Below are 19334 nucleotides of genomic sequence, written 5' to 3'. Positions count from 1 at the left end.
CCACACAACAGAAAAGGATTTTTATGGCATGTGTTATCTTTCACGAGAAGTGTGCGTCGTTTTCGCTCGCGATGGAATCAGTCATTCTGCAAAAGGCTCGGATCAAACGCCATTCCCCTTTCTGTTGTCTGTTCCTGCGATCCATTGTACTGAACCGGGCTCGCCGCTTGGAAGCCAAAAGGGCCCGGCGCGGGAATTTTCTCGGGGGAATGGCGCGCGGGGAGCGGAAGGGGCCATCGCAGCGCGCGCCCAGGCCGAAGCGGGGGCGAAGGAGGGCACCCGCGGCGTGCGCCCGGCGATCTCCCCTGCGCCCCAACTCCGCCTATTCGGCCAGCAGGCACGCCAGCCGCGCTAGCCACCCGGCGCGATCGCCCTCTGTGAAGCGCGGCGGTCCGGGATGACTGGCGAGCAGGCGGCCGGCGAGCGACTCGAGTTCATACAGCGTGGAATGGCCGAGGTAGCGGACATGGGCCACGCGGCACGGCAGCGCGTCGACGTCGTCCGGCGCGAGACGGCACCATTCGGGGCGGAACATGAGCTTCGTCCGGACGCGGGGAGTGGGCGGCGCGTCGCCTCCGGGGACGAGGAGCCGCACGCGCTGCACGCTGTCCGCAATCTGCACGCTCGCCATCTCATCCCCCGTGGCCGCCGTCACCACACCCTCCACGCACGCGGCGTGTCCGAGCAACCGGGCCACGGCCGCCGAGCGCGGGCGCTCGTACACCTCCTGGGGCGATCCGGCCTGCACAATGGCGCCGTCGAGCATGACCGCGACGCGATCGGCCAACGCGAGCGCCTCGTCCACCTGATGACTGACGTACAGCGCGCTTGCCCCGGTGTGTCGGAGCCGCTGGCGCACTTCGTCCGCGAACGTCTGACGGTTTTCCGGGTCCAGATTGGCCGTCGGTTCGTCGAACAGATACAGCAGAGGCCGCGCGGCGAGCGCCCGCGCCAGCCCGACGCGCTGGCGCTGTCCGCCGGAAAGCTCGCCGGGGAAGCGCGCGCACATCTGCTCCAGGCCGACGGCCGCGAGCACCGCTTCCGCCTCGCGCCGCGCGGCGATGCGCGAGAGGCCCTGTCTGCGCAGCGGATAGGCCACGTTATCAATCACCATCCACTGCGGCCAAAGCGCGTGCGATTGGAACACCACGCCGATTTGCCGCCGCTCCGGCGGAACAGAAGTGCCGCGGGCCGCGACGAGCTGATCCTGGATCCAGATGGCGCCGGACGCGACCGGATAAAACCCTGCGATGGCCCCGATGAGCGTGCTCTTTCCCGATCCCGACGGCCCCACGAGCGCCACCAGCTCACCTTCGCCCACGCTGATCGATGCGCTGCGAACGGCGGCGTGCCGCCCGTGGAACACCGTCACGCCGCTCACCACGAGGCGCGACTTGGCGCGCGAATCCATCACGGATTGACCTCCTCGAAGGCAGATGCCTGGCTTAAAGTGAAGGCCCGAAGGCGCGGCCGCTTCCGGCGCCTGTCCGCCGGCGCGTGGAGCGCCGCAAAACCTGCGGCGAACGTGGCGAGGGTCATCCACACGGCGAGGCTGGCGACGGTGCGCATGTCTCCGCCTTCGCTCGCCGACAGCACGAGCACGGCCACGGTCTCGGTCCGCGGCCCATACAGGAGGCTCGAGAGCGTCACCTCGTACAGCCCCGCCATCAGCGTGAGGAGCATCACCTGCCGCACCGCTTGGCGCATCACGGGCCACACGGCCGCGAGGTACGCGTGCCTCCAGCGGCCGCCGAGCGATCGCGCCGCCCGCCACGCGTCCTCCGAAACCTGCCTGCGGACCGCGGGCAACACGTCCGCCTGGCCGTAGAACTTTGCCACGTACGCCACCCACAAGAGCGCCCACGTGCCGTACAGCGCGTGCCCAAAGCCCACCATCACCGCGACGGCCACGGCCGTGCCCGGCGCGGCGTACAAGAGACACATCACCCGGTGCGCGAGGCGGCCGAGCCTCGAGATGCGCGCGATCTCGGCCGCTGCAAGTCCCAGCGCCGCGACGGCCACAGCCGCCGCGACGGCCAGAACCGCCGTGTGCGCCATCTGCGGGAGCGCGGAAAGGACGGGATCGACAAAGCCGCGCCAGTCCCAGTTGGCGGGCGCGGGCGGCAGGCCGTACGCGCGCGTCACTGCGGTGAGGAAGACGGCCGCGAGTGGGAACAGGCTCACGGCCACGCTGTAGGCGCTGAACAGGATGAGGATCACGGCGCCGCCCGCCCGCCACACGGGGCGCTGTTCCAGGCTTGCGGAGGCGGAAGGCGCGACGACGGCGCCCCCGGGTCTCAGCGCCTGCAGGCCGAAGGCCAAAAGGCCCAAGGCCATGAGCTCCACCGACTGCCAGGCGGCGAGCCCGAAGCCATTGGCGCCCCCGGTCGACAGATCTGCGAAGATGGCGGTGGCCGCCGTCTGAAAGCCGCTCGGCTCGCCGAGTTCGTACGGCACGCCGAAGTCGCCGAGGCCGAACGCGAATGCGACGGCCGCCGACGATGCAAGCGGCCCCCGCGCCGCGGGGGCGAACGCCGCCCAGAACGCAGAGAGGGGTGAGGCCCCGCACGATCGCGCCGCTCGCTCCGCGTCGCGATCGTACGCCTGAAGCGCGGTGAGTCCGCTGAGGTAACCGATAGGCACGGCGTGAACCGCAAGCGCCGCCGTCACGCCCCAGGGGCCGTACAGCCAGTCCAGGTGCACGTGCCACAGCGTGTCCATGAGCCCGGCCCGCCCGTAAGCGTCCGCGATGGCGAACGCCCCGATGAAGGGCGGCGTCCAGAGCGGCAACAGCGAGATGGCATGAAGGGCCGGCCGCAGGCGCGACGGCGCCTGGCTCAACAGCGCGGCCCACGCGAAGCCGACGGCCGTCGCGCACGCCGACGACAAGGCGCTCGTCCAGAGGGAGTGCCAGAGTGGGGTGAAGGACGCGAGGCTCTGTCCCGCGCCCTCAAGCCCCGCGCACAGGCGCGCGATGGGATACAGCACCCATAGCGCGGCCACGGCCGCGAGGGCCATCCCCGAAGCGGCTCGCGCCCACGCGAGGCGCCTCATCCGAACAACTGGGCGAACTGATGAAGGATATCCGCCCGATTTCGCTCGAGTTCCGCCCACGGCACCTGGACGACGGTGGCCCCGCGTGGCACGGTCGGCGAGGTCCCGTTGACGGGCGACAGGCCGAGCGACGCGACGACCTTCTGCCCGGCCGGGCTCAGGAGCCAGTTGGCGAACGCCCGCGCGACCGCCGTCTCATGTCCTCGGATGAACGCGAGCGGCCCCGGCACCGCGATGGCGCCATCCCGCGGCCACACGACGCCAATCGGCGATCCTTGTTTGACAAGCGTGTACGCCGCGCTGTCGTTGGTCATGCCGACCTCCACCTTGCCTCGCGCCACGTCGTCGGCCACGGTCTTGACGGACGACTGCACCGCTGCCCCGTTTTGCTTCAACTGCGAAAAATAATTCCATCCATATTTCATTTCCATCATGCCGACGTAGGCCATGGTGGTGCCGGAGTAGGACGGATCGCCAATTTCGATCTCGCCCTTGTACGCGGCGTTCGTCAGGTCGCGCCACGACTTCGGCACGGGCGCCGCCATGCCCTTGTGGTAGACGATCACGTCGTGAAACACATAGGCGCCCACCCAGTCGGCCCCCTGATCCGCCTTGGGTACGCGCGACGCGTTGTCCGGCTTCTGCGCCGAGAGAATGCCCTGCGCGGCGAGTTCGTCCGCGGCGGTCGGATCGGCGAGGAGCAGCACATCCGCCCCAATCGCGTGCGCCTTCGCCTCCGCTTCGAGCCGCGTCACCAAAGCGCCCGTGCCCGTGGTGACCACCTGGACGCGCGCGTTCGGATCGTACGACTCAAACGCCTTGGCGATGGCCTGCGCGTTTTGCTGGGTCAGCGCCGCGTAGACCGTGATCTGCCCCGCCGGCCGCGCCAGCGCGTTCACGGAGGCCTGCGCGTTCGCGTCGGCTTGCGCCGGGCGGCCTCCCGCATCAAGCGCCAGCGCGCCTGCCGCGAGGACGGCCGCCCCTCCCGCCACGACACCGATTTTCCACTTCGACATCCATATCCACCTCTCTGCCCACAGGCTGTTTGTGCCCATGGTACGGGTGGCGTGTGTAGGTTCTGTGAAGGAATCCGCAAAAGATGGGGCAAGATTTGGTGAATAGTCGGTGAGCGCCTCAAACTTTTCGCATGTACATCCGCACCGCGAGCGGCGCAAACACGAGCATGAGGATCACGGCGCCCGCGAGCGAGATGGCGATGTCCGAGGTGACGAGGCCGCGATTGGCGAGATCGCGCACGGCGGCAATCAGGTGGGACAGCGGGTTGATGTTCACGAACGCCTGCAGCCACTTGGGCATTGTGTTCACGGGCACGTAGGCGTTCGACAGAAACGTGAGCGGGAACAGGATGAGCATGGAGATGCCCTGCACGCTTGTGGCGGTGCGGGCAATGACGCCAAAGAACGCGAAGATCCAGCTGAGGGCGAACGCGCAGACGATGACGAGAAGTCCCGCAAGCACGACGTGAAACGCGCCTCCCTGCGGACGCCAGCCCATGATGAAGCCCACGGCGAACGTCAGCAGGGTGGCAATCAGGTAGCGGACCGTGTCGGCGATGAGCGCTCCTGCGAGCGGCGCGATGCGGGCGATGGGCAGGGAGCGGAAGCGATCGAACACGCCCTTGTCCATATCCTCGCGCAGTTGCACGCCTGTCACCACCGAGGCGGTGATGACCGTCTGCACGAGAATGCCCGGGATGACGAGCGGCAGATAGTTCTGCGGGTTGCCCGACACGGCTCCGCCAAAGATGTAGGTGAACATCAGCGTGAAGATGATGGGCTGCACGGTCACGTCAAACAGCTGTTCCGGCGTGCGGCGCACCTTCAACAGGCCGCGATACGCCATGGTGAGCGACTGGCTCAAGGTGCTCGTCGCCGACACGCGTGCCGGGACGGTATCAAGCGCGCGGTTGGACATCCGCATCCTCTCCTTCCGTGGTGGGTTCGGCGTTGTGTCCGGTCAGCGTGAGGAACACTTCATCGAGCGTCGGTTTCTGGACGCCGAGCTCGGAAATCTCGATCCCGGCCGCCTTCAGCGCCACGAGCACGTCGGGCAAGCGGCTCGTGTCGGAGACGGGCGCGATGAGCCTGCGGCCTTCCGGGGACGGCGTCGCCTGCGCGCCGAGCGCAGCTTCGACGATTTCGCGCGCCCTCGGCACGTCGGCGGGGTTTTGGAACGTGAGGTGAAGGGACGACTGGCCTACGGACGACTTCAGCTCGTCCGGCGTCCCCTCGGCGATCACGCGGCCGCGATCGATCACAGCGATGCGCTCGGCGAGTTGATCCGCCTCGTCCAGGTACTGCGTGGTGAGCAGGACCGTGGTGCCTTCGCGGACGAGATCGCGAATCGTGTCCCACATCTGGGCGCGCGTGCGCGGATCGAGGCCGGTGGTCGGCTCGTCGAGGAAGATGAGCGGCGGCCGCGCGATGAGGCTCGCGGCGAGATCCAGCCGGCGCCGCATGCCGCCGGAGAAATGCCTGAGCGGGCGGTTCTTCGCCTCGGTGAGGCCGAACTGCTCGAGCAGCCGTTCGGCGGTTTGGCGCGCGTCGCGGCGCGACAGGCCGAGGAGCCGGCCGAAGAGCATCAGGTTTTCCATGGCGGTGAGGGTCTCGTCGACCGAGGCGTATTGACCGGTCACGCCGATGAGCTGGCGCACGCGCTGGGCCTCCTTGACCACGTCGTAACCGAAGATGCGCGCCTGTCCGCCATCTGGGCGGAGCAGCGTCGCGAGCATGCGCACGGTAGTGGTCTTGCCCGCGCCGTTTGGACCGAGCAGGCCATAGACCGTGCCGGCGCGCACCTGGAGATCGACGCCGTCCACGGCGCGGTGACGGCCGAAGAGTTTCACCAGTTGATGGGCTTCGATCGCGAGCGGCGCGCCTTGCGCCGCGGTGGTTTGAGAACGCGCCGCTTGGGTGAGCGTCTGCATATGACCAGGTCACTCCTTTCAGTTCATTCAGTCCAGGGACCATGGTAAAGGGCGTGTGTGAACACAAGATGAACAGGGCCGAACCGATGTTCATCGCGCGTTCATCGACTCGTGATACGATGCTTTCACGAACACAGACCGGAGGTGTATCTATGCCCACCATTCTGGTTGCTGACGATGAACCCCATATTCGGGAACTCGTCTGCGTGGTCCTACAGCGGGAGGGCCACCGCGTGCTCGAGGCGCAGGATGGGCGTCAGGCGGCCGATCTCCTGGAACAGGAGCCCGTGCATCTGGCCGTGATCGACGTGATGATGCCCGAGGTGGACGGTTGGGAACTGTGCGCCTTCGTGCGCGAGCACTGGGACATCCCGATTCTGATGCTGACCGCGCTCGGCGAAACGAGCCACAAAGTGCGGGGGCTGAGGATGGGGGCGGACGACTATCTCGTCAAGCCGTTTGCGCCCGAGGAACTTGTGGCGCGCGTCGAAGCGCTCCTGCGCCGCTATCGGATCCAGGCGGATGGCGCATTGGACATCGCGGGTGTGCGCCTTCTTCAGGACACCTATGAGGTGCAGGCAAACGGGGAACGGATGGCGCTTCCGCCGAAGGAATTTCAGCTGCTGTTCACTTTAGCCTCGTCGGCGGGCCGGACGCTGTCGCGGGACAAGTTGATTGAAGAAGTCTGGGGCTACGATTACGAGGGCGACGAGCGCACGGTCGACGTGCACATCAAGCGCCTGCGGGACAAGTTTCCGGAAGACGCGTATCCGTTTCGCATCCGCACCGTGCGCGGCCTCGGCTACAGGCTGGAGGTGACGGGAACGTGAAGCGGGCGCGTGTTGAGGGTGCGCCGTCGGCCGATGAGCGCGCCCGCCACCGGCGTTGGCAGTGGCGCGAGGCCATGGATCGCCTCGTCTGGATGTCCATGTGGGGATTCGCGCTCCTCACCGCGGCGTACGGGATCGAGCGACTTGTGGGCGGAAGCTTCGGCTGGCGGCCCGTTCCTTACGGCCAACTGTTGATGGTCGGTGGCATCAGCGTCGTGCTGCTGGCGCTCATCATGCTGGTGTGGGGCGCCGTAGGCTTTGACCGGGACGATCACGTCTTCTTTCGCATCCTCGAATCGCTGCGGGAGATTGGCCGCGGCAACTTCGGCGCGCGGGCCATGTTGGAGGTTCGCGGCGGCTTTCCCGATCACCCGATGAACCAGCTCGTCCTGAGCGTGCGTGAGATGGCCGAAGGCCTCGAGCGCATTGAGCAGATGCGTCAGGAGTTTGTGGCGAACGTTTCGCACGAGATGCAGACTCCCCTCACCTCCATCGTCGGGTTCGTGAAGGCGCTCAAGGCGGAGGGTCTGACGGAGGAAGAGCGCCGCCACTACCTCGACATCATTGAGGCGGAGAGCGAGCGGCTGTCCCGCTTGGCGGACAACCTGCTGAAGCTCACCTCGCTCGAATCGGGGCATCATCCCGTCATCGTCACGCGCTTTCGGCTGGATCGACAACTGCGCGAGGTGGCGATTGCGTCCGAGCCGCTGTGGGCGGAGAAAGGCCTGACCCTTGACATGCAGGTGGAGCCCGCGGAGGTGGAAGGCGACGAAGATCTCCTCGGCCAGGTGTGGATGAACCTCCTGTCGAACGCCATCAAGTTCACGGAACCAGGCGGCCGCATTGTGGTGCGGCTGCAGAAGGACGAGGCGTGCGTGAGGGTCTCGGTCTCCGACACGGGCGTGGGCATTCGACCGGAGGACCTGGACCGCGTGTTCACCCGATTTTTCAAAGCAGATCCATCGCGCGGAAAGCCGGGCAATGGGCTCGGCCTTGCCATTGCCAAGCGCATTGTGGAGATGCACCGCGGGAGCATCTCTGTGGAGAGCAAGCCTGGGATGGGGTCGACATTCACGGTGAGCATTCCGTATACTTGAGGTGGAAGATGAGGGCGGACATTCCATCGCCGTCTCTTCCATAGGACGCGCGTTGGAGGGTGTGAAGATGAGCGCCACGCTCATGATTCTTCTGCTCCTGCTATACACTTCGATAGAGTTCGGCGTAGGTCTCCTCTTTGCCTGGGTGTTTGCGCGCCTGTTTCACGTGAGCTTATCGACAAAGACGCGGCTTTGGATGGCGACTGCCTGGGCGGTTCTCGGCGTGATTCCCACTGTGCTTGGAATCAACGGAGGATTGTGAATCGGTTGGACGAACGCCGGAAAGGAGTATCGCATGGTCGGCGCGTTTTGGCATGGACTGATTTTGGCTTTTGCGCTCATCCTGCCCATTGGCATGCAGAACGGATTTCTCTTGAGCCAAGGCGCGCTGCACCGGCGGTGGCTGGCGGCCCTGCCAGCCGTGATCACGGCGGCCCTATGTGACACGTTCCTCGTGGCGCTCGCGGTCTTTGGGGTGTCGGGCGCCGTGTTTCACATCCCTTGGCTGCGTGTCGCGCTCGGCATCGTGGGCGTGGCCTTTCTGTTGTACATGGGCTTTCAGACGTGGCGCGAACGCTCGGACGATGGGGCCGTGGTCTCTGAAGTGTGGTCCCCGCGGCGCCAGATGGGCTTCGCGATGTCCGTTTCGCTTCTGAATCCTCATGCGCTGATGGATACGCTCGCCGTGATCGGCGGCAGCGCGTCGGTGTACGGCACGTGGGGTCAGCGGGCCGCGTTTGCGGCGGCGTGCGCACTCGTGTCGTGGGTGTGGTTTTTCTTTCTCATGACGCTCGGTCACGTCATGGGCCGGGCTGCCGCGGGCTTCGGGCTGAAGCGTGTCATCAACCGAATCTCCGCGCTCATGATGTGGGCATCGGCCGGGCTCCTCATTCACATCCTGTTGACCTTCCGGTAAGAAGGCAGCCGAAAGAACGGGCAAACGAGGGGCGCGGTCCGGACGAGGCAGAGGGCTGTCGTCCGAATCGCGCCTCTCGGGTTCCAACCGCACTGGATCACGAATTGTGCCACATCCCCAAAAACGATTTACTTTTGCTATCACGTCAGTCGTCTATAATGTCAATGAGCATCTTTTTCGCTGTCTGATGAGCGCGGAATCTCGTTCGTACGTTCCATTCTTTACGGCACGAGGAGGGATTCGAACGTGGCCACGGTGAAGGATATCGCGCGCTTGGCCGGGGTGTCGCCGACGACGGTATCCTGGGCGCTGAACGGCAAGCGCGTGAGCGAGGAGTCGCTGCGGCGGGTGCTGGAGGCGGCGCGCGAACTGAACTACCATCCCAAGATGAGCGCCCGAAGCCTGCGGGCGGGCAAGGTGTTTTCCATCGGGTTCTACATCGTCAACCCGAGCCTCGATCCCCGCTTGAACGGCTATCTGTTTCCCATGCTCGCGGGCATTTCCAAGGTCCTCGCGCAAGACAACTACGCCATGCAGTTCGACATCGTCACACCCGACAAACTCGACGTTTTAGCGAAAAAAGCGCTTGAACATTCTGTCGACGGAATGCTGGTCTTGCCCCAGTTCGCGGGCGTGACGGAGCGACTGCTGCAGGAGTTGCCTGAAAAATTTCCCGTTGTGTACATGCAACAGGATCCAGCGGCGACCCCGGAGCATTGCGTCGTGATCGATCAGGCGGCAGGCGCGGAGTTGGCCATTCGCCATCTGTACGATCTCGGCCACCGCGACATCGGCGTGATCGCGGGGCCCGCGGAGCACGTGGACAATGTGCTGCGCCTGAGGGCGGTGCAGGGCGTGTTTCGCGATCTCGGCCTCAGCTGGCGCGAGGAATGGGTGGCGCACGGCCAGTTCGACATGGAGAGCGGCGAGGCGGGCATGCGCCGGATTTTGGAAACGCCGGATCGTCCGACGGCGGTGTTTTGTTTGAACGACTACATGGCCATCGGCGCGCTGCGGGCCGCGGCGGCCGCAGGGCTGCGTGTCCCGGACGACCTCTCCATCCTCGGCTTCGATGACACGGACGTCGCGGAGGCGAGCACGCCCGCGCTGACCACCATTCAGCAGCCGGTGTTTCAGCAGGGGCAGCAGGCGGCCGCCATGCTCATGCGCCTGATCAAGGGCGAGACGCTGCCGGCGCAGGTGGAACGAATCAGCCCGGTCGTGATCGCGCGATGCTCCGCGGAGCGGAAGCGGGCATGAGTGCGTTCGAGGGCCGGCGCGTCTTGCCTGCGGTGCGGAATTTGAAGGATTTCGAGGAGTTGCTTCAGGGGCCGCACCCTGTTGTGGTGTTGCTCGAGACGCATCTGACCGCGTTGCCCAGCCTCATGCGCATGGCGACAAAGGCCGGGAAGCGCCTCATTCTCCACGCGGATCTGATTCAGGGTCTGAAGCACGACGAGGCGGGCACGCAGTTCTTGTGCCAGATGATTCGGCCGTATGGCATCATTTCTACGCACGCGAGCGTGATCGCGACGGCGAAAAAACAGGGCGTGATCGCCATCCAGCGCGTGTTTCTGATTGACTCTCACAGCCTGCGCACGAGCTACCGCGTGTTGCAGCAGGCGAAGCCGGATTACTTGGAAGTCTTGCCGGGCGTCGTCCCGCAACTGATAGCGGAGATTCGCGAACAGACAGGGCTGCCTGTGCTCGCAGGGGGATTTGTGCGCACCCAGGAGGACGTGGAGCGGGCCGTCGCGGCGGGAGCCACGGCGGTGACCACGTCCGTCAAGGCGCTTTGGGTGCTGTGAAGCAGCTTTTACCTGGCGACGCGCTCAGCCTCGCGCGGCAGAGCGGCCTGGGGGTCTTGGTACGTGCCTCGAAATATCGAGGCGACGGCGCCAATCACCATGAGGGCGGCCGAGATCAGGAAGGCGAGCGCGAGACCGGTGTGAAACGGCGCGGAAATGAGATGGGGAAAGAACTGCTTGCCCGTGATGATCGCCGCTTCCGACGAGGGCAGCGCTCCAAGCACATTCAGCCCCCCTGGGCCGAGCAACGATTCGAGCGGGTTGTACCCGAGAAGCGCCGCAAAGAGCGATGAGGTGGGCGGGAGCTTCGCAATGGCCTCCGCCGCTTGCGCAGGCACGCCGTGGGCCGTGAGGCCTGAAACCAGGGCCTCCGGCAGGTGAGCCGCCAGGCCGGCCACCACGATGGAGAAAAAGATGCCCATGCTCATCATTTGTCCTGCGTTGTTGAACGTGGATCTCATCCCTGAGGCCACACCCCGGTACTGGGCTGGCACCGAACTCATGATGGATGCGTTGTTCGGCGAGGCGAACAGCCCCATGCCCACGCCGATGACGAAGATATCTGCCCAGAACGCGAAGCGGTTGAAATCCACAGGCAACGCCGCGAGCAACAGGAACCCCGCGGCGCTCACCAGCAAGCCGCCGGTCGCGAACGCGCGCTGGCCAAACTTGTCGGACAGATAACCGCTGAGAGGTCCTGCCGCGAGAAACCCCACCATCTGCGGCAGGGTATACAGTCCCGCGATGAGCGGCGTATTCTCGTACGACACGCCGTGCAGGGGAAGATAAATGCCCTGGAGCCAGATGATCAGCATGAAGCTCAGACCGCCTCGAGCCAGAGACCCCATGAACAAGGCGACATTGCCCAGGGTAAACGGCCGGATGCGGAACAGTTCCAGCCGAAAGAGCGGATCCGGCATGCGCCGCTCGATCGCGCCAAACACCACGAGCATGACCGCTCCGCCGATGAGGAGCGCCAACACCATGGGAGAGGTCCAGCCCATGCTATGTCCTTTGTACGGCATGATGCCGTAGGTCAGTGCAAGCATCAGCGCCAACACGCCGAGCGCGAGGGTGGCATTGCCCGGAATGTCGAGCTTTGCGCCGCGCTGCGGCTTGGCCACCTCCTTCAGCATGAGGTAGGCCCACAACGTGCCAACGATGCCAATGGGCACGTTGACGAGGAACACATATCGCCAGTGGCCCGTCGAGGCGAGGATCCCGCCGAGGACGAGGCCGACGACGCTCCCTGCGACCGCGGCGATTTGATTCAGCCCGAGCGCGAGACCGCGCTGGTTGCTGGGGAACGCGTCCGTCAGAATGGCAGCGCTGTTGGAGAAGAGAAACGCGCCTCCGATGCCCTGGATCATGCGGAAGACGATGAGCTCCAGTTCCCCCGCCCGACCATGGCTCCAGGTCAGTGAACAGAGAACCGATCCCACCGTGAACACCAGAAATCCCAGGTTGTATAGTCGGACGCGCCCGAACATATCCGACAGACGTCCAAATGTCACCAGAAGCACTGTCGTCGCGACGTTAAAGCCCATGAGCACCCAGAGCAAGAGACTCGTCTGACCGCGTTGCAGCGGATTGACCTGGATGCCGGAGAAGATCACCGGCAGCGCGATGATCAGGATGGTGCCATTGATGGAGGCCATCAGCACGCCGAGTGTGGTGTTGGAAAGGGCAATCCATTTGTAGGCGGGACTTCTTGCATCCAAGGCCATCACTGTCCTTCTGAATCGATTGGTTTGTCGAGCGAGCGGTGAAGGGCTTCGCGATCCAGCCGCGCTCGAATGCGCGCAAGGCGATCCAGGTATTGTTCGCGCATGGCCGCAAGTTTCGCCATTTTCTCGTCGATATGCTGCAAGACATCCTCAAGCAGCCGCACAGACTCTTCCAGCATGTGCAGATTGTGCTCGGGCTCGCGGCCTTCCCGAATCCGCTCCCGATAGGTCCTCAGTTGGTCTTCTGTCGAGAGGATGGACCGAATCTCCTGCAGCGAATAACCGAGGGCGTCCTTGAGCCGAAGAATGTGTTCGATGCGCTCGATGGTCTCCTCATCATACAGCCGATGTCCCCCTGGGGTTCGCTGCACGTTCGGGATGAGACCCATTTCTTCGTAATAGTGGAGTGTGCGCGGTGTGACGCCGAGTCGTTCGGCCACGGCCTCCACGGTCCACGCTTTGTCGCGCCCCATGCTTCACCTCCTCGCTCCTGCCAGCAACCACTGTACGCCAATCTGAAACTCACGTCAACGTAAGATTGGGTGGCGAGATCGAGACCTGAAAGGAACCACTCTGGCCCATTTTCAAACCGCCTTCAGGCCGCTAGAATATTAGTTCTACCCTGTCTTCATGACGCCGGCGGAGGGGGATCCACATGGGCGGATGGTGGGCGCTTTTGCTCTTGGCCGCTTTTGGTGTGCTCTCCGGTTTCAACGACGGCGGCAATCTGCTCGCGGTTTTGGCGAGCTCCCGCATGTTGCCGGTCGTCGCCGTGATCGCGCAGATCGGCGTGTGCCTGTTTGTCGCGCCGTTTCTCGTGGGCACGCGCGTCGCGCACACCATTGGCGCTGGCATCCTCCCGCTCGGCGATCTCGACCTGCCCGTGGTCATCGCTGCGTTATTGGCGGCGTTGGTCACCCTCGTGCTGTGTTACGCCACGCGACTGCCGACGAGCATCACCTTTGCGCTGGTCGGCAGCATGGGCGGCGTGGGCGCCGTGATGCTCGGCCTTGGGCAGGTGAAGTGGGCGAGCTTGGGGCGCGTGGCGGCATCGCTTGTCGTGAGCGTGCTGAGCGCAGGGCTTCTGGGCTACGCCGCGCATCTCGCGGCACGGCTGGCCTTGCACCGCGTCTCGTCCAGGGCGGGGCGGGCGGTGCTTTGGGCCGAGATCGCGACATCTGTGTGCGTATGCGTAGGATACGGAGCGAACGACGCGGAAAAGACGCTGGGTCTGTTGGCGCTCGTCGTGGGCGTGGCGCATCACCGCGGCACGTTTGACGTGGCGCCATGGATGGTGGTGTTCTCGACCGCAGTCTTTCTGGTGGGACTTCTCGTCGGCGGCTGGCGCGTGGCGCGCACGGTACAGGGGCACGTGTTTCGCATACGCCCGATTCACGCCGTGATGAACGAGTTTGCGACGGCGGCGGTCGTGATCGCGGCCTCAAGTCTGGGTGGCCCGGTGAGCACGACGCAGGCGCTCGACAGCTCCCTGGTGGGGGTGGGGGCGAGCGCCCATGTGCGGCGGGTGCGCTGGGGCGTGGTGCGGAAGATGGCGGCCGTGTGGCTGATGACGATGCCGCTCGCCTTTGTGATGGGCTGTGTGGTTGGACAACTGTTTGTGTGGGGGGGATATCGATGAGCAAGCTGGCGCAGTGGCTTCGTCCGAACGAATCGAGGTTTTTCGCGCTGTTGGAGGCGCAGGCAAAGCAGGCGCAGAAAGGCGTGCAACTGCTCGGCGAGATTGTGGAGGTGCAGCCGGGCGAGGCCGAGCTGCGCCGGTACGCGGAGCGGATGCGTGCGCTGGAGCAGGAGGGCGACGCGATCCGGCGAAACGTGATTGAGGAGCTGATTCGCAGCTTCATGACGCCGATGGATCGGGAGGACATCTACGATCTCTCCCGCAGCCTGGACGACATTCTCGATTATGCGCACACGACGGTGCAGGAGTTTTTGGTGTACGAGATCCCGTTTGAGCCCGCCATTCGGGAGATGGCCGCGGCGCTGCGGGAAGGGGTGGACGCGCTCGCCGATGCCGTGGCTGGGCTGGTGAAGCCGGGGCCCGCGGTGCACGCGGCGATTGTGCGGGCGAAGAAGATGGAAAACCGGGTGGAGGAGCTGTATCGGGAGTCGAACGCGGAGCTGTTCTTAAGCCAGGACGTGCATCACATCTTCCGGATGCGCGAGGTGTACCGCCATCTGAGCAACGCGGCGGATCGGCTCGATCGGGCGGCGGACATGGTCGGCGGCATTTTAATCAAGGGGATGGGGTGAGGGGCTGGTGTACGAGCGAAGATATGGCGGGACCGCCAGAACGGCTCGTAGAAATTCTTTCTGAAAGCCTTTACAAAACGCGCGTCACCAGATATACTGAAGCCAAGTTGATAGTTCGTGCCTCTGAGACTCGGAGACGGCGGCAATGATGTGTGGTGAAATGACCACATGCATTTGTCGACCGTCTCCTTCGTTTTTCAGGCACGACATGGCTTGTAAAGCGGCGCCTGCGCGCGAAGCGCCGGTTGGCCCGGTGATCCGGACACCGAGCCAACACAGCCAAATGTCATCACCCAACTCTTCGGATAGGGGGTAATTGTGTGAGGAGTTCAGTCTGGGGTGAGTATTTGGCCGAGATCATCGGCACGATGTTCTTGCTGATGGTCGGTGATAGCGTGGCGGCCATGGCTATCTTGTATAACGCGTTTTCGGGAGACTACTGGGGGATCTGCATCCTCTGGGGGCTCGGGGTTACAATGGCGTGTTACCTCGTGGGTTCTATTTCTGGAGCGCACCTCAACCCGGCTGTTACGCTTGCCTTCGCCACATACGGCGGTTTTCCGTGGCGCAAGGTTCCAGGGTTTATCATCTCTCAGGTGATAGGCGGGTTTCTGGGGGCTTCGCTGACGTATACGCTCTTTTCGCCGGCAATCAACGCGTACAATCTCGCACATCATACCACACGCAGTGGCCCTGGCGGCCTTGTGACGTCTGGGATCTTCTTTACCCATCCAAACGTAGGAATATCTACAGGACACGCGTTTATTGATGAAATCATTCTTACCGGGGCGCTTGTTCTCCTGATCCTTGCATTTTCAGACAGCTACAATTCCAACAGCCAACTGGGAAACTTTACGCCTCTCGTCGTGGGTCTCTTGGTCGCCATGGTCGGCGGCTTCGGGGGGGAATTGGAGGCTTGGGCGCTTAACCCGGCTCGTGACCTCGGTCCGCGCCTGTTTGGCTGGTTGGCCGGCTGGGGACGCAACGCCTTTCCGGGGCCCCACGATTACTGGTGGGTGCCGATTGTAGCTCCGATCGTTGGAGGAATCGTTGCCGGCGCTCTTTATAACTACGTGTTGCGCCCATTCATGCCTGGGAATCCGGAGCGCGCGAAGGCGGACGGTCCAGTTCATGCCGCTGCTAAGGCGCAGGCCTGAGAATATTTCTTACCTGGAGAGGTGCGTTCGTATGGTGGAGAAAACGTACATCCTCGCCTTCGACCAAGGCACGACCAGTTCCCGCGCGATTCTGTTCGATCGCGCCGGGCGTATCCACAGCATTGCGCAAAAGGAGTTCACCCAGATCTACCCGAAGCCGGGTTGGGTTGAACACGACCCGATGGAGATCTGGGGTACGCAGAGCGGCGTCGCGCGAGAGGTCCTCGAGAAGGCCGCGGTGTCTCCGGAACAGGTGGCGGCCATCGGCATTACCAATCAACGCGAGACCACCGTCGTGTGGGAAAAATCGACCGGAAAGCCGGTTTACAATGCCATCGTTTGGCAAGATCGCCGCACGGCCGATATCTGTGACGAACTGAAGGCGGCGGGACACGCCGACACCATTCGCGACAAGACGGGGCTTGTCATCGACGCCTATTTTTCCGGAACGAAGATCAAGTGGATTCTCGATCACGTCGAGGGAGCGCGTGAACGCGCCGAGCGGGGGGAACTGCTCTTCGGCACGGTGGATACGTGGCTCGTGTGGAACCTGACGCGCGGCAAGGTTCATGTGACGGACTACACTAACGCGTCGCGGACCATGTTGTTCAACATTCACACGCTGGATTGGGACGACGATCTGCTCAACCTGCTCGGTATTCCGCGCGCCATGCTGCCTGAAGTTCGCCCGTCTTCACAAATCTATGGTCACACCGACGAGCACACGTTTGGCGGCGCGAACATCCCGATTGCCGGGATCGCCGGCGACCAGCAGGCTGCGCTCTTTGGGCAGACGTGCTTCGAACCGGGCATGGTCAAGAACACGTACGGTACGGGCTGCTTCATGCTCATGAACACGGGCGAAAAGCCCGTCGCTTCGCCGTCGGGGCTGTTGACGACCATCGCATGGGGGCTCGACGGCAAGGTCACCTATGCGCTCGAGGGAAGTGTCTTCATTGCGGGCGCGGCCATCCAGTGGTTGCGCGACGGACTGCGCTTCTTCGATGCGGCGGCTGACTCCGAATACTTCGCGAGCAAGGTGGAGGACACGGGCGGCGTGTATGTCGTCCCTGCGTTCGCAGGGTTGGGGGCGCCCTACTGGGACATGTACGCTCGTGGCGCCATCTTCGGGCTCACGCGCGGGACCCGCAAGGAGCACATCATTCGGGCGACGCTGGAGTCGCTCGCGTACCAGACGAAAGACATTCTTGACGCCATGCAGAGGGATTCAGGTATCGAATTGAAGTCGCTGCGAGTGGACGGCGGCGCAGTGGCCAACAACCTGCTCATGCAGTTCCAAGCGGACATCCTGGGGGTGCCCGTGGAGCGGCCGCAGATCACCGAGTCGACCGCGCTCGGCGCGGCGTATCTCGCCGGGCTCGCGGTGGGTTTCTGGTCCAAGGACGAGATCGCGCAAAACGGCGACATCGAGCACCGGTTCGATCCGCAGATGGATGCGGACACCAGGGCGCGGCTGTACCGCGGGTGGCAGCGCGCCGTCGAGCGCACGATGGGCTGGGCGCAGGAAGACTGCTGACGGCTCGTGGATCCGCACCTGCGCGGATGGTATCATGAGCTTGACAAGTTCATCCGGCATGGTTGAGACGTTGAGAAAACCACAGGTCAGGTGCCCAGAGGGCGCTTGGTTTGTGGTTTTTTTGCTTTACGAACGCAAAGGAGGCCAAAAACCATGGGGGAAGCGCGGTTTTCGGTTGCAGAGAGATCGGCCATCAAGGCGGAGATGGCTCGGGACACGTTCGACGTGCTGATCATTGGCGGCGGCATCACGGGGGCGGGCATCCTGCTCGATGCCACCGCGCGCGGCATGAAGGCTTGCCTCGTGGAGATGCAGGACTTCGCTGCGGGCACGTCCAACCGATCGACGAAGCTGGTGCACGGCGGATTGCGCTACTTGAAGCAGTTTGAGGTGGGGCTCGTCGCGGAGGTCGGCAAGGAGCGCGCCATCGTCTACGAGAACGGCCCGCACATCACCACACCGGTGTGGATGCTGTTGCCCATCATCGAGGGGGGCACGTACGGCTGGCTCGCCACGAGCGTCGGAATTTACATCTACGACAAACTCGCGGGCGTCAAGCGGTCCGAGCGTCGCAAGATGCTGAGCGCCGACGAGGCGCTTCGCGTGGAGCCGCTCCTGCGCCGAGAGGGTTTGAAGGGCGCCGGATACTACGTCGAGTACCGGACGGACGATGCGCGCCTCACGCTCGAGATCCTGAAAAAGGCGGTGGAGATGGGGGGGCTTGCGCTCAATTACGCGAAGGCCACCGGCTTTGTGTACGATCGCGGCCGCATCGCCGGAGCTGAGATCGAGGATGTGTTCTCCGGCGAGGCGTTCACCATTCGGGCGAGGAAGGTCGTCAATGCCACCGGCCCCTGGGTCGACGAACTGCGTGAGAAGGACGGATCGAAGTCCGGCAAAACGCTGCATCACACCAAGGGCGTGCACATCGTCGTGGACGGCAAGCGATTCCCGCTCCGCAATTCCGTGTACTTCGACGTGCCCGACGGGCGCATGGTGTTCGCCATTCCGCGCGACGGGAAGACCTACATCGGCACCACGGACACCGACTATCACGGCGATCTCGTCCATCCGCGCATGACGAAGGCGGATCGCGATTACCTCATCGAGTGCATCCATTTCATGTTCCCGAGCGTCAAGCTCACGGCGGAGGACATCGAGAGCAGCTGGGCCGGTGTCCGGCCCCTCATCCACGAGGAGGGCAAGGATCCGTCCGAGATCTCGCGCAAGGACGAGGTGTTTGTCTCTCCCTCGGGGCTTTTGACCATCGCCGGCGGCAAGCTGACGGGCTATCGGAAGATGGCCGAAAAAGTGGTGGACATGGTTGCGCGCGATCTCGCCGAGGACGGGCGGCGCTTCCGCCCCTGCACGACGGACAAAATCCCATACTCCGGCGGGGATTTCGGCGGATCCGCCCACATGCCGGCGTTTATCGAGGATCGCGTGCAGCGCGGCGTGAAGCTCGGCTTGGCGGAGGAGGACGCGCGGCGCCTGGCTCGGCGCTACGGGACGAATGTCGATCTTGTCTTCAGCCTGCTCGCGTCCGGGCGGGATCGCGCAGAGGCGTATGGGCTGAGGCCCGATGTGTATGCGGAATTGGAGTACGGCCTTCGGCACGAGATGGTGGTCACGCCGTCGGACTTCTTCATCCGCCGGACGGGCGCGCTGTACTTCGACATCGACTGGGTGCGCGCAAACCGTGAGGCCGTCATCCGGTACATGGCGGCGGCTTGCGGTTGGAGCGAAGAAGAAACCGAGCGCCATGCGCGCGATCTCGACGAGCGAATTCGCGATGCGACGACGGTGGTGGAGGACGTGGCGGAAGAACACGTGGTCGGCGCTTGACGGGCGCTCACCAGGCGCCGACCGACCTCCTTGCGGTGCTTTTCCGATGGAGATCAAACGGTAGGCGGGTCGACAAAACTCGATCCGTTTCTCTGAAGGAGTCTGGATACCCCGCGCCGAATCTGTCTGGCGAAGGACACGATTC

18 protein-coding genes are annotated in these 19334 nt (G+C 64.1%); 11 read left to right on the top strand and 7 right to left on the bottom strand.

From position 1 onward, the window contains the following. Positions 1 to 322: 322 nt before the first annotated feature. The 5 genes from J3481_RS08865 to J3481_RS08845 form a co-directional block, all read right to left on the bottom strand. The gene (locus J3481_RS08865) at positions 323 to 1411 is read right to left on the bottom strand and encodes an ABC transporter ATP-binding protein (protein ID WP_236011461.1); all 1089 of its coding nucleotides are present in this window, start codon (positions 1409 to 1411) and stop codon (positions 323 to 325) included. Then, the gene (locus J3481_RS08860) at positions 1411 to 3003 is read right to left on the bottom strand and encodes an ABC transporter permease (RefSeq protein ID WP_328702078.1); all 1593 of its coding nucleotides are present in this window, start codon (positions 3001 to 3003) and stop codon (positions 1411 to 1413) included. Before J3481_RS08860 ends, J3481_RS08865 begins: the two co-directional genes overlap by 1 nt. A gap of 47 nt (positions 3004 to 3050) precedes the next feature. Further along, positions 3051 to 4070 carry an extracellular solute-binding protein gene (locus J3481_RS08855; RefSeq protein ID WP_206831613.1) on the bottom strand — a complete coding sequence of 340 codons (1020 nt, stop codon included), beginning with the start codon at positions 4068 to 4070 and terminating at the stop codon, positions 3051 to 3053. Positions 4071 to 4188: 118 nt separating this feature from the next. Then, complete coding sequence (locus J3481_RS08850) at positions 4189 to 4989, bottom strand: ABC transporter permease (RefSeq protein WP_206831614.1); 801 nt, start codon at positions 4987 to 4989, stop codon at positions 4189 to 4191. Further along, on the bottom strand, positions 4970 to 6001 hold the full coding sequence (locus J3481_RS08845) for an ATP-binding cassette domain-containing protein (protein ID WP_206831615.1): 1032 nt from the start codon (positions 5999 to 6001) through the stop codon (positions 4970 to 4972). Before J3481_RS08845 ends, J3481_RS08850 begins: the two co-directional genes overlap by 20 nt. 152 nt (positions 6002 to 6153) lie before the next feature. Between J3481_RS08845 and J3481_RS08840 the strand changes: the two genes are divergently transcribed. The 6 genes from J3481_RS08840 (at position 6154) to J3481_RS08815 (ending at position 10652) form a co-directional block, all read left to right on the top strand. Beyond that, positions 6154 to 6831 (top strand): response regulator transcription factor, encoded by a 678-nt coding sequence (locus J3481_RS08840; protein ID WP_206831616.1) that lies wholly within the window; start codon positions 6154 to 6156, stop codon positions 6829 to 6831. After that, on the top strand, positions 6828 to 7928 hold the full coding sequence (locus tag J3481_RS14955; RefSeq protein WP_328702079.1) for a sensor histidine kinase: 1101 nt from the start codon (positions 6828 to 6830) through the stop codon (positions 7926 to 7928). The genes J3481_RS08840 and J3481_RS14955 overlap by 4 nt, the downstream gene beginning before the upstream one ends. Positions 7929 to 7995: 67 nt before the next feature. After that, positions 7996 to 8190: a hypothetical protein gene (locus tag J3481_RS08830; RefSeq protein WP_206831617.1), complete on the top strand. Its 195-nt coding sequence runs from the start codon at positions 7996 to 7998 to the stop codon at positions 8188 to 8190. Between the two features lie 33 nt (positions 8191 to 8223). After that, on the top strand, positions 8224 to 8844 hold the full coding sequence (locus tag J3481_RS08825; RefSeq protein ID WP_206831618.1) for a LysE/ArgO family amino acid transporter: 621 nt from the start codon (positions 8224 to 8226) through the stop codon (positions 8842 to 8844). A 246-nt stretch (positions 8845 to 9090) separates the two neighbouring features. Continuing rightward, positions 9091 to 10104, top strand: a complete 1014-nt coding sequence (locus J3481_RS08820) for a LacI family DNA-binding transcriptional regulator (protein ID WP_206831619.1) — start codon at positions 9091 to 9093, stop codon at positions 10102 to 10104. Beyond that, complete coding sequence (locus J3481_RS08815) at positions 10101 to 10652, top strand: glycerol-3-phosphate responsive antiterminator (RefSeq protein ID WP_206831620.1); 552 nt, start codon at positions 10101 to 10103, stop codon at positions 10650 to 10652. Before J3481_RS08820 ends, J3481_RS08815 begins: the two co-directional genes overlap by 4 nt. Before the next feature lie 8 nt (positions 10653 to 10660). Here J3481_RS08815 and J3481_RS08810 read toward each other — a convergent pair whose 3' ends face one another. Both J3481_RS08810 and J3481_RS08805 read right to left on the bottom strand, forming a co-directional pair. Then, complete coding sequence (locus J3481_RS08810) at positions 10661 to 12379, bottom strand: MFS transporter (protein ID WP_206831621.1); 1719 nt, start codon at positions 12377 to 12379, stop codon at positions 10661 to 10663. Next, positions 12379 to 12852: a MerR family transcriptional regulator gene (locus tag J3481_RS08805; RefSeq protein WP_206831622.1), complete on the bottom strand. Its 474-nt coding sequence runs from the start codon at positions 12850 to 12852 to the stop codon at positions 12379 to 12381. The genes J3481_RS08810 and J3481_RS08805 overlap by 1 nt, the downstream gene beginning before the upstream one ends. Positions 12853 to 13034: 182 nt before the next feature. Between J3481_RS08805 and J3481_RS08800 the strand changes: the two genes are divergently transcribed. The 5 genes from J3481_RS08800 (at position 13035) to J3481_RS08780 (ending at position 19189) form a co-directional block, all read left to right on the top strand. Next, a complete protein-coding gene (locus tag J3481_RS08800) occupies positions 13035 to 14018 on the top strand; it encodes an inorganic phosphate transporter (protein WP_206831623.1) in 984 nt (327 codons plus the stop codon). Then, a complete protein-coding gene (locus J3481_RS08795; RefSeq protein WP_206831624.1) occupies positions 14015 to 14650 on the top strand; it encodes a DUF47 domain-containing protein in 636 nt (211 codons plus the stop codon). Before J3481_RS08800 ends, J3481_RS08795 begins: the two co-directional genes overlap by 4 nt. Positions 14651 to 14970: 320 nt before the next feature. Continuing rightward, on the top strand, positions 14971 to 15807 hold the full coding sequence (locus tag J3481_RS08790; RefSeq protein ID WP_328702080.1) for an MIP/aquaporin family protein: 837 nt from the start codon (positions 14971 to 14973) through the stop codon (positions 15805 to 15807). Positions 15808 to 15838: 31 nt separating this feature from the next. Further along, entirely contained in the window at positions 15839 to 17344 is a 1506-nt protein-coding gene (gene glpK / locus J3481_RS08785) for a glycerol kinase GlpK (protein ID WP_206831625.1), read from the top strand. Positions 17345 to 17497: 153 nt separating this feature from the next. Next, on the top strand, positions 17498 to 19189 hold the full coding sequence (locus J3481_RS08780; RefSeq protein WP_206831626.1) for a glycerol-3-phosphate dehydrogenase/oxidase: 1692 nt from the start codon (positions 17498 to 17500) through the stop codon (positions 19187 to 19189). The last annotated feature ends 145 nt before the right edge of the window (positions 19190 to 19334 follow it).

Source organism: Alicyclobacillus fructus (assembly GCF_017329605.1).
In the GTDB taxonomy this organism is placed as follows: domain Bacteria; phylum Bacillota; class Bacilli; order Alicyclobacillales; family Alicyclobacillaceae; genus Alicyclobacillus; species Alicyclobacillus fructus.
The sequence above is the reverse complement of the archived record's forward strand: the minus strand, read 5'-3'. Positions and strand labels throughout refer to the sequence as shown.

Excerpts from the sequence above, each read along its gene's own strand:
- J3481_RS08830 (WP_206831617.1), top strand. The coding sequence starts at position 7,996 with ATGAGCGCCACGCTCATGATTCTTCTGCTCCTGCTATACACTTCGATA.
- J3481_RS08825 (WP_206831618.1), top strand. The coding sequence starts at position 8,224 with ATGGTCGGCGCGTTTTGGCATGGACTGATTTTGGCTTTTGCGCTCATC.
- J3481_RS08840 (WP_206831616.1), top strand. The coding sequence starts at position 6,154 with ATGCCCACCATTCTGGTTGCTGACGATGAACCCCATATTCGGGAACTC.
- J3481_RS08800 (WP_206831623.1), top strand. The coding sequence starts at position 13,035 with ATGGGCGGATGGTGGGCGCTTTTGCTCTTGGCCGCTTTTGGTGTGCTC.
- J3481_RS08845 (WP_206831615.1), bottom strand. The coding sequence starts at position 6,001 with ATGCAGACGCTCACCCAAGCGGCGCGTTCTCAAACCACCGCGGCGCAA.
- J3481_RS08780 (WP_206831626.1), top strand. The coding sequence starts at position 17,498 with ATGGGGGAAGCGCGGTTTTCGGTTGCAGAGAGATCGGCCATCAAGGCG.
- J3481_RS08795 (WP_206831624.1), top strand. The coding sequence starts at position 14,015 with ATGAGCAAGCTGGCGCAGTGGCTTCGTCCGAACGAATCGAGGTTTTTC.
- J3481_RS08815 (WP_206831620.1), top strand. The coding sequence starts at position 10,101 with ATGAGTGCGTTCGAGGGCCGGCGCGTCTTGCCTGCGGTGCGGAATTTG.
- glpK (WP_206831625.1), top strand. The coding sequence starts at position 15,839 with ATGGTGGAGAAAACGTACATCCTCGCCTTCGACCAAGGCACGACCAGT.
- J3481_RS08855 (WP_206831613.1), bottom strand. The coding sequence starts at position 4,070 with ATGTCGAAGTGGAAAATCGGTGTCGTGGCGGGAGGGGCGGCCGTCCTC.
- J3481_RS08865 (WP_236011461.1), bottom strand. The coding sequence starts at position 1,411 with ATGGATTCGCGCGCCAAGTCGCGCCTCGTGGTGAGCGGCGTGACGGTG.
- J3481_RS08810 (WP_206831621.1), bottom strand. The coding sequence starts at position 12,379 with ATGGCCTTGGATGCAAGAAGTCCCGCCTACAAATGGATTGCCCTTTCC.
- J3481_RS08805 (WP_206831622.1), bottom strand. The coding sequence starts at position 12,852 with ATGGGGCGCGACAAAGCGTGGACCGTGGAGGCCGTGGCCGAACGACTC.
- J3481_RS08850 (WP_206831614.1), bottom strand. The coding sequence starts at position 4,989 with ATGTCCAACCGCGCGCTTGATACCGTCCCGGCACGCGTGTCGGCGACG.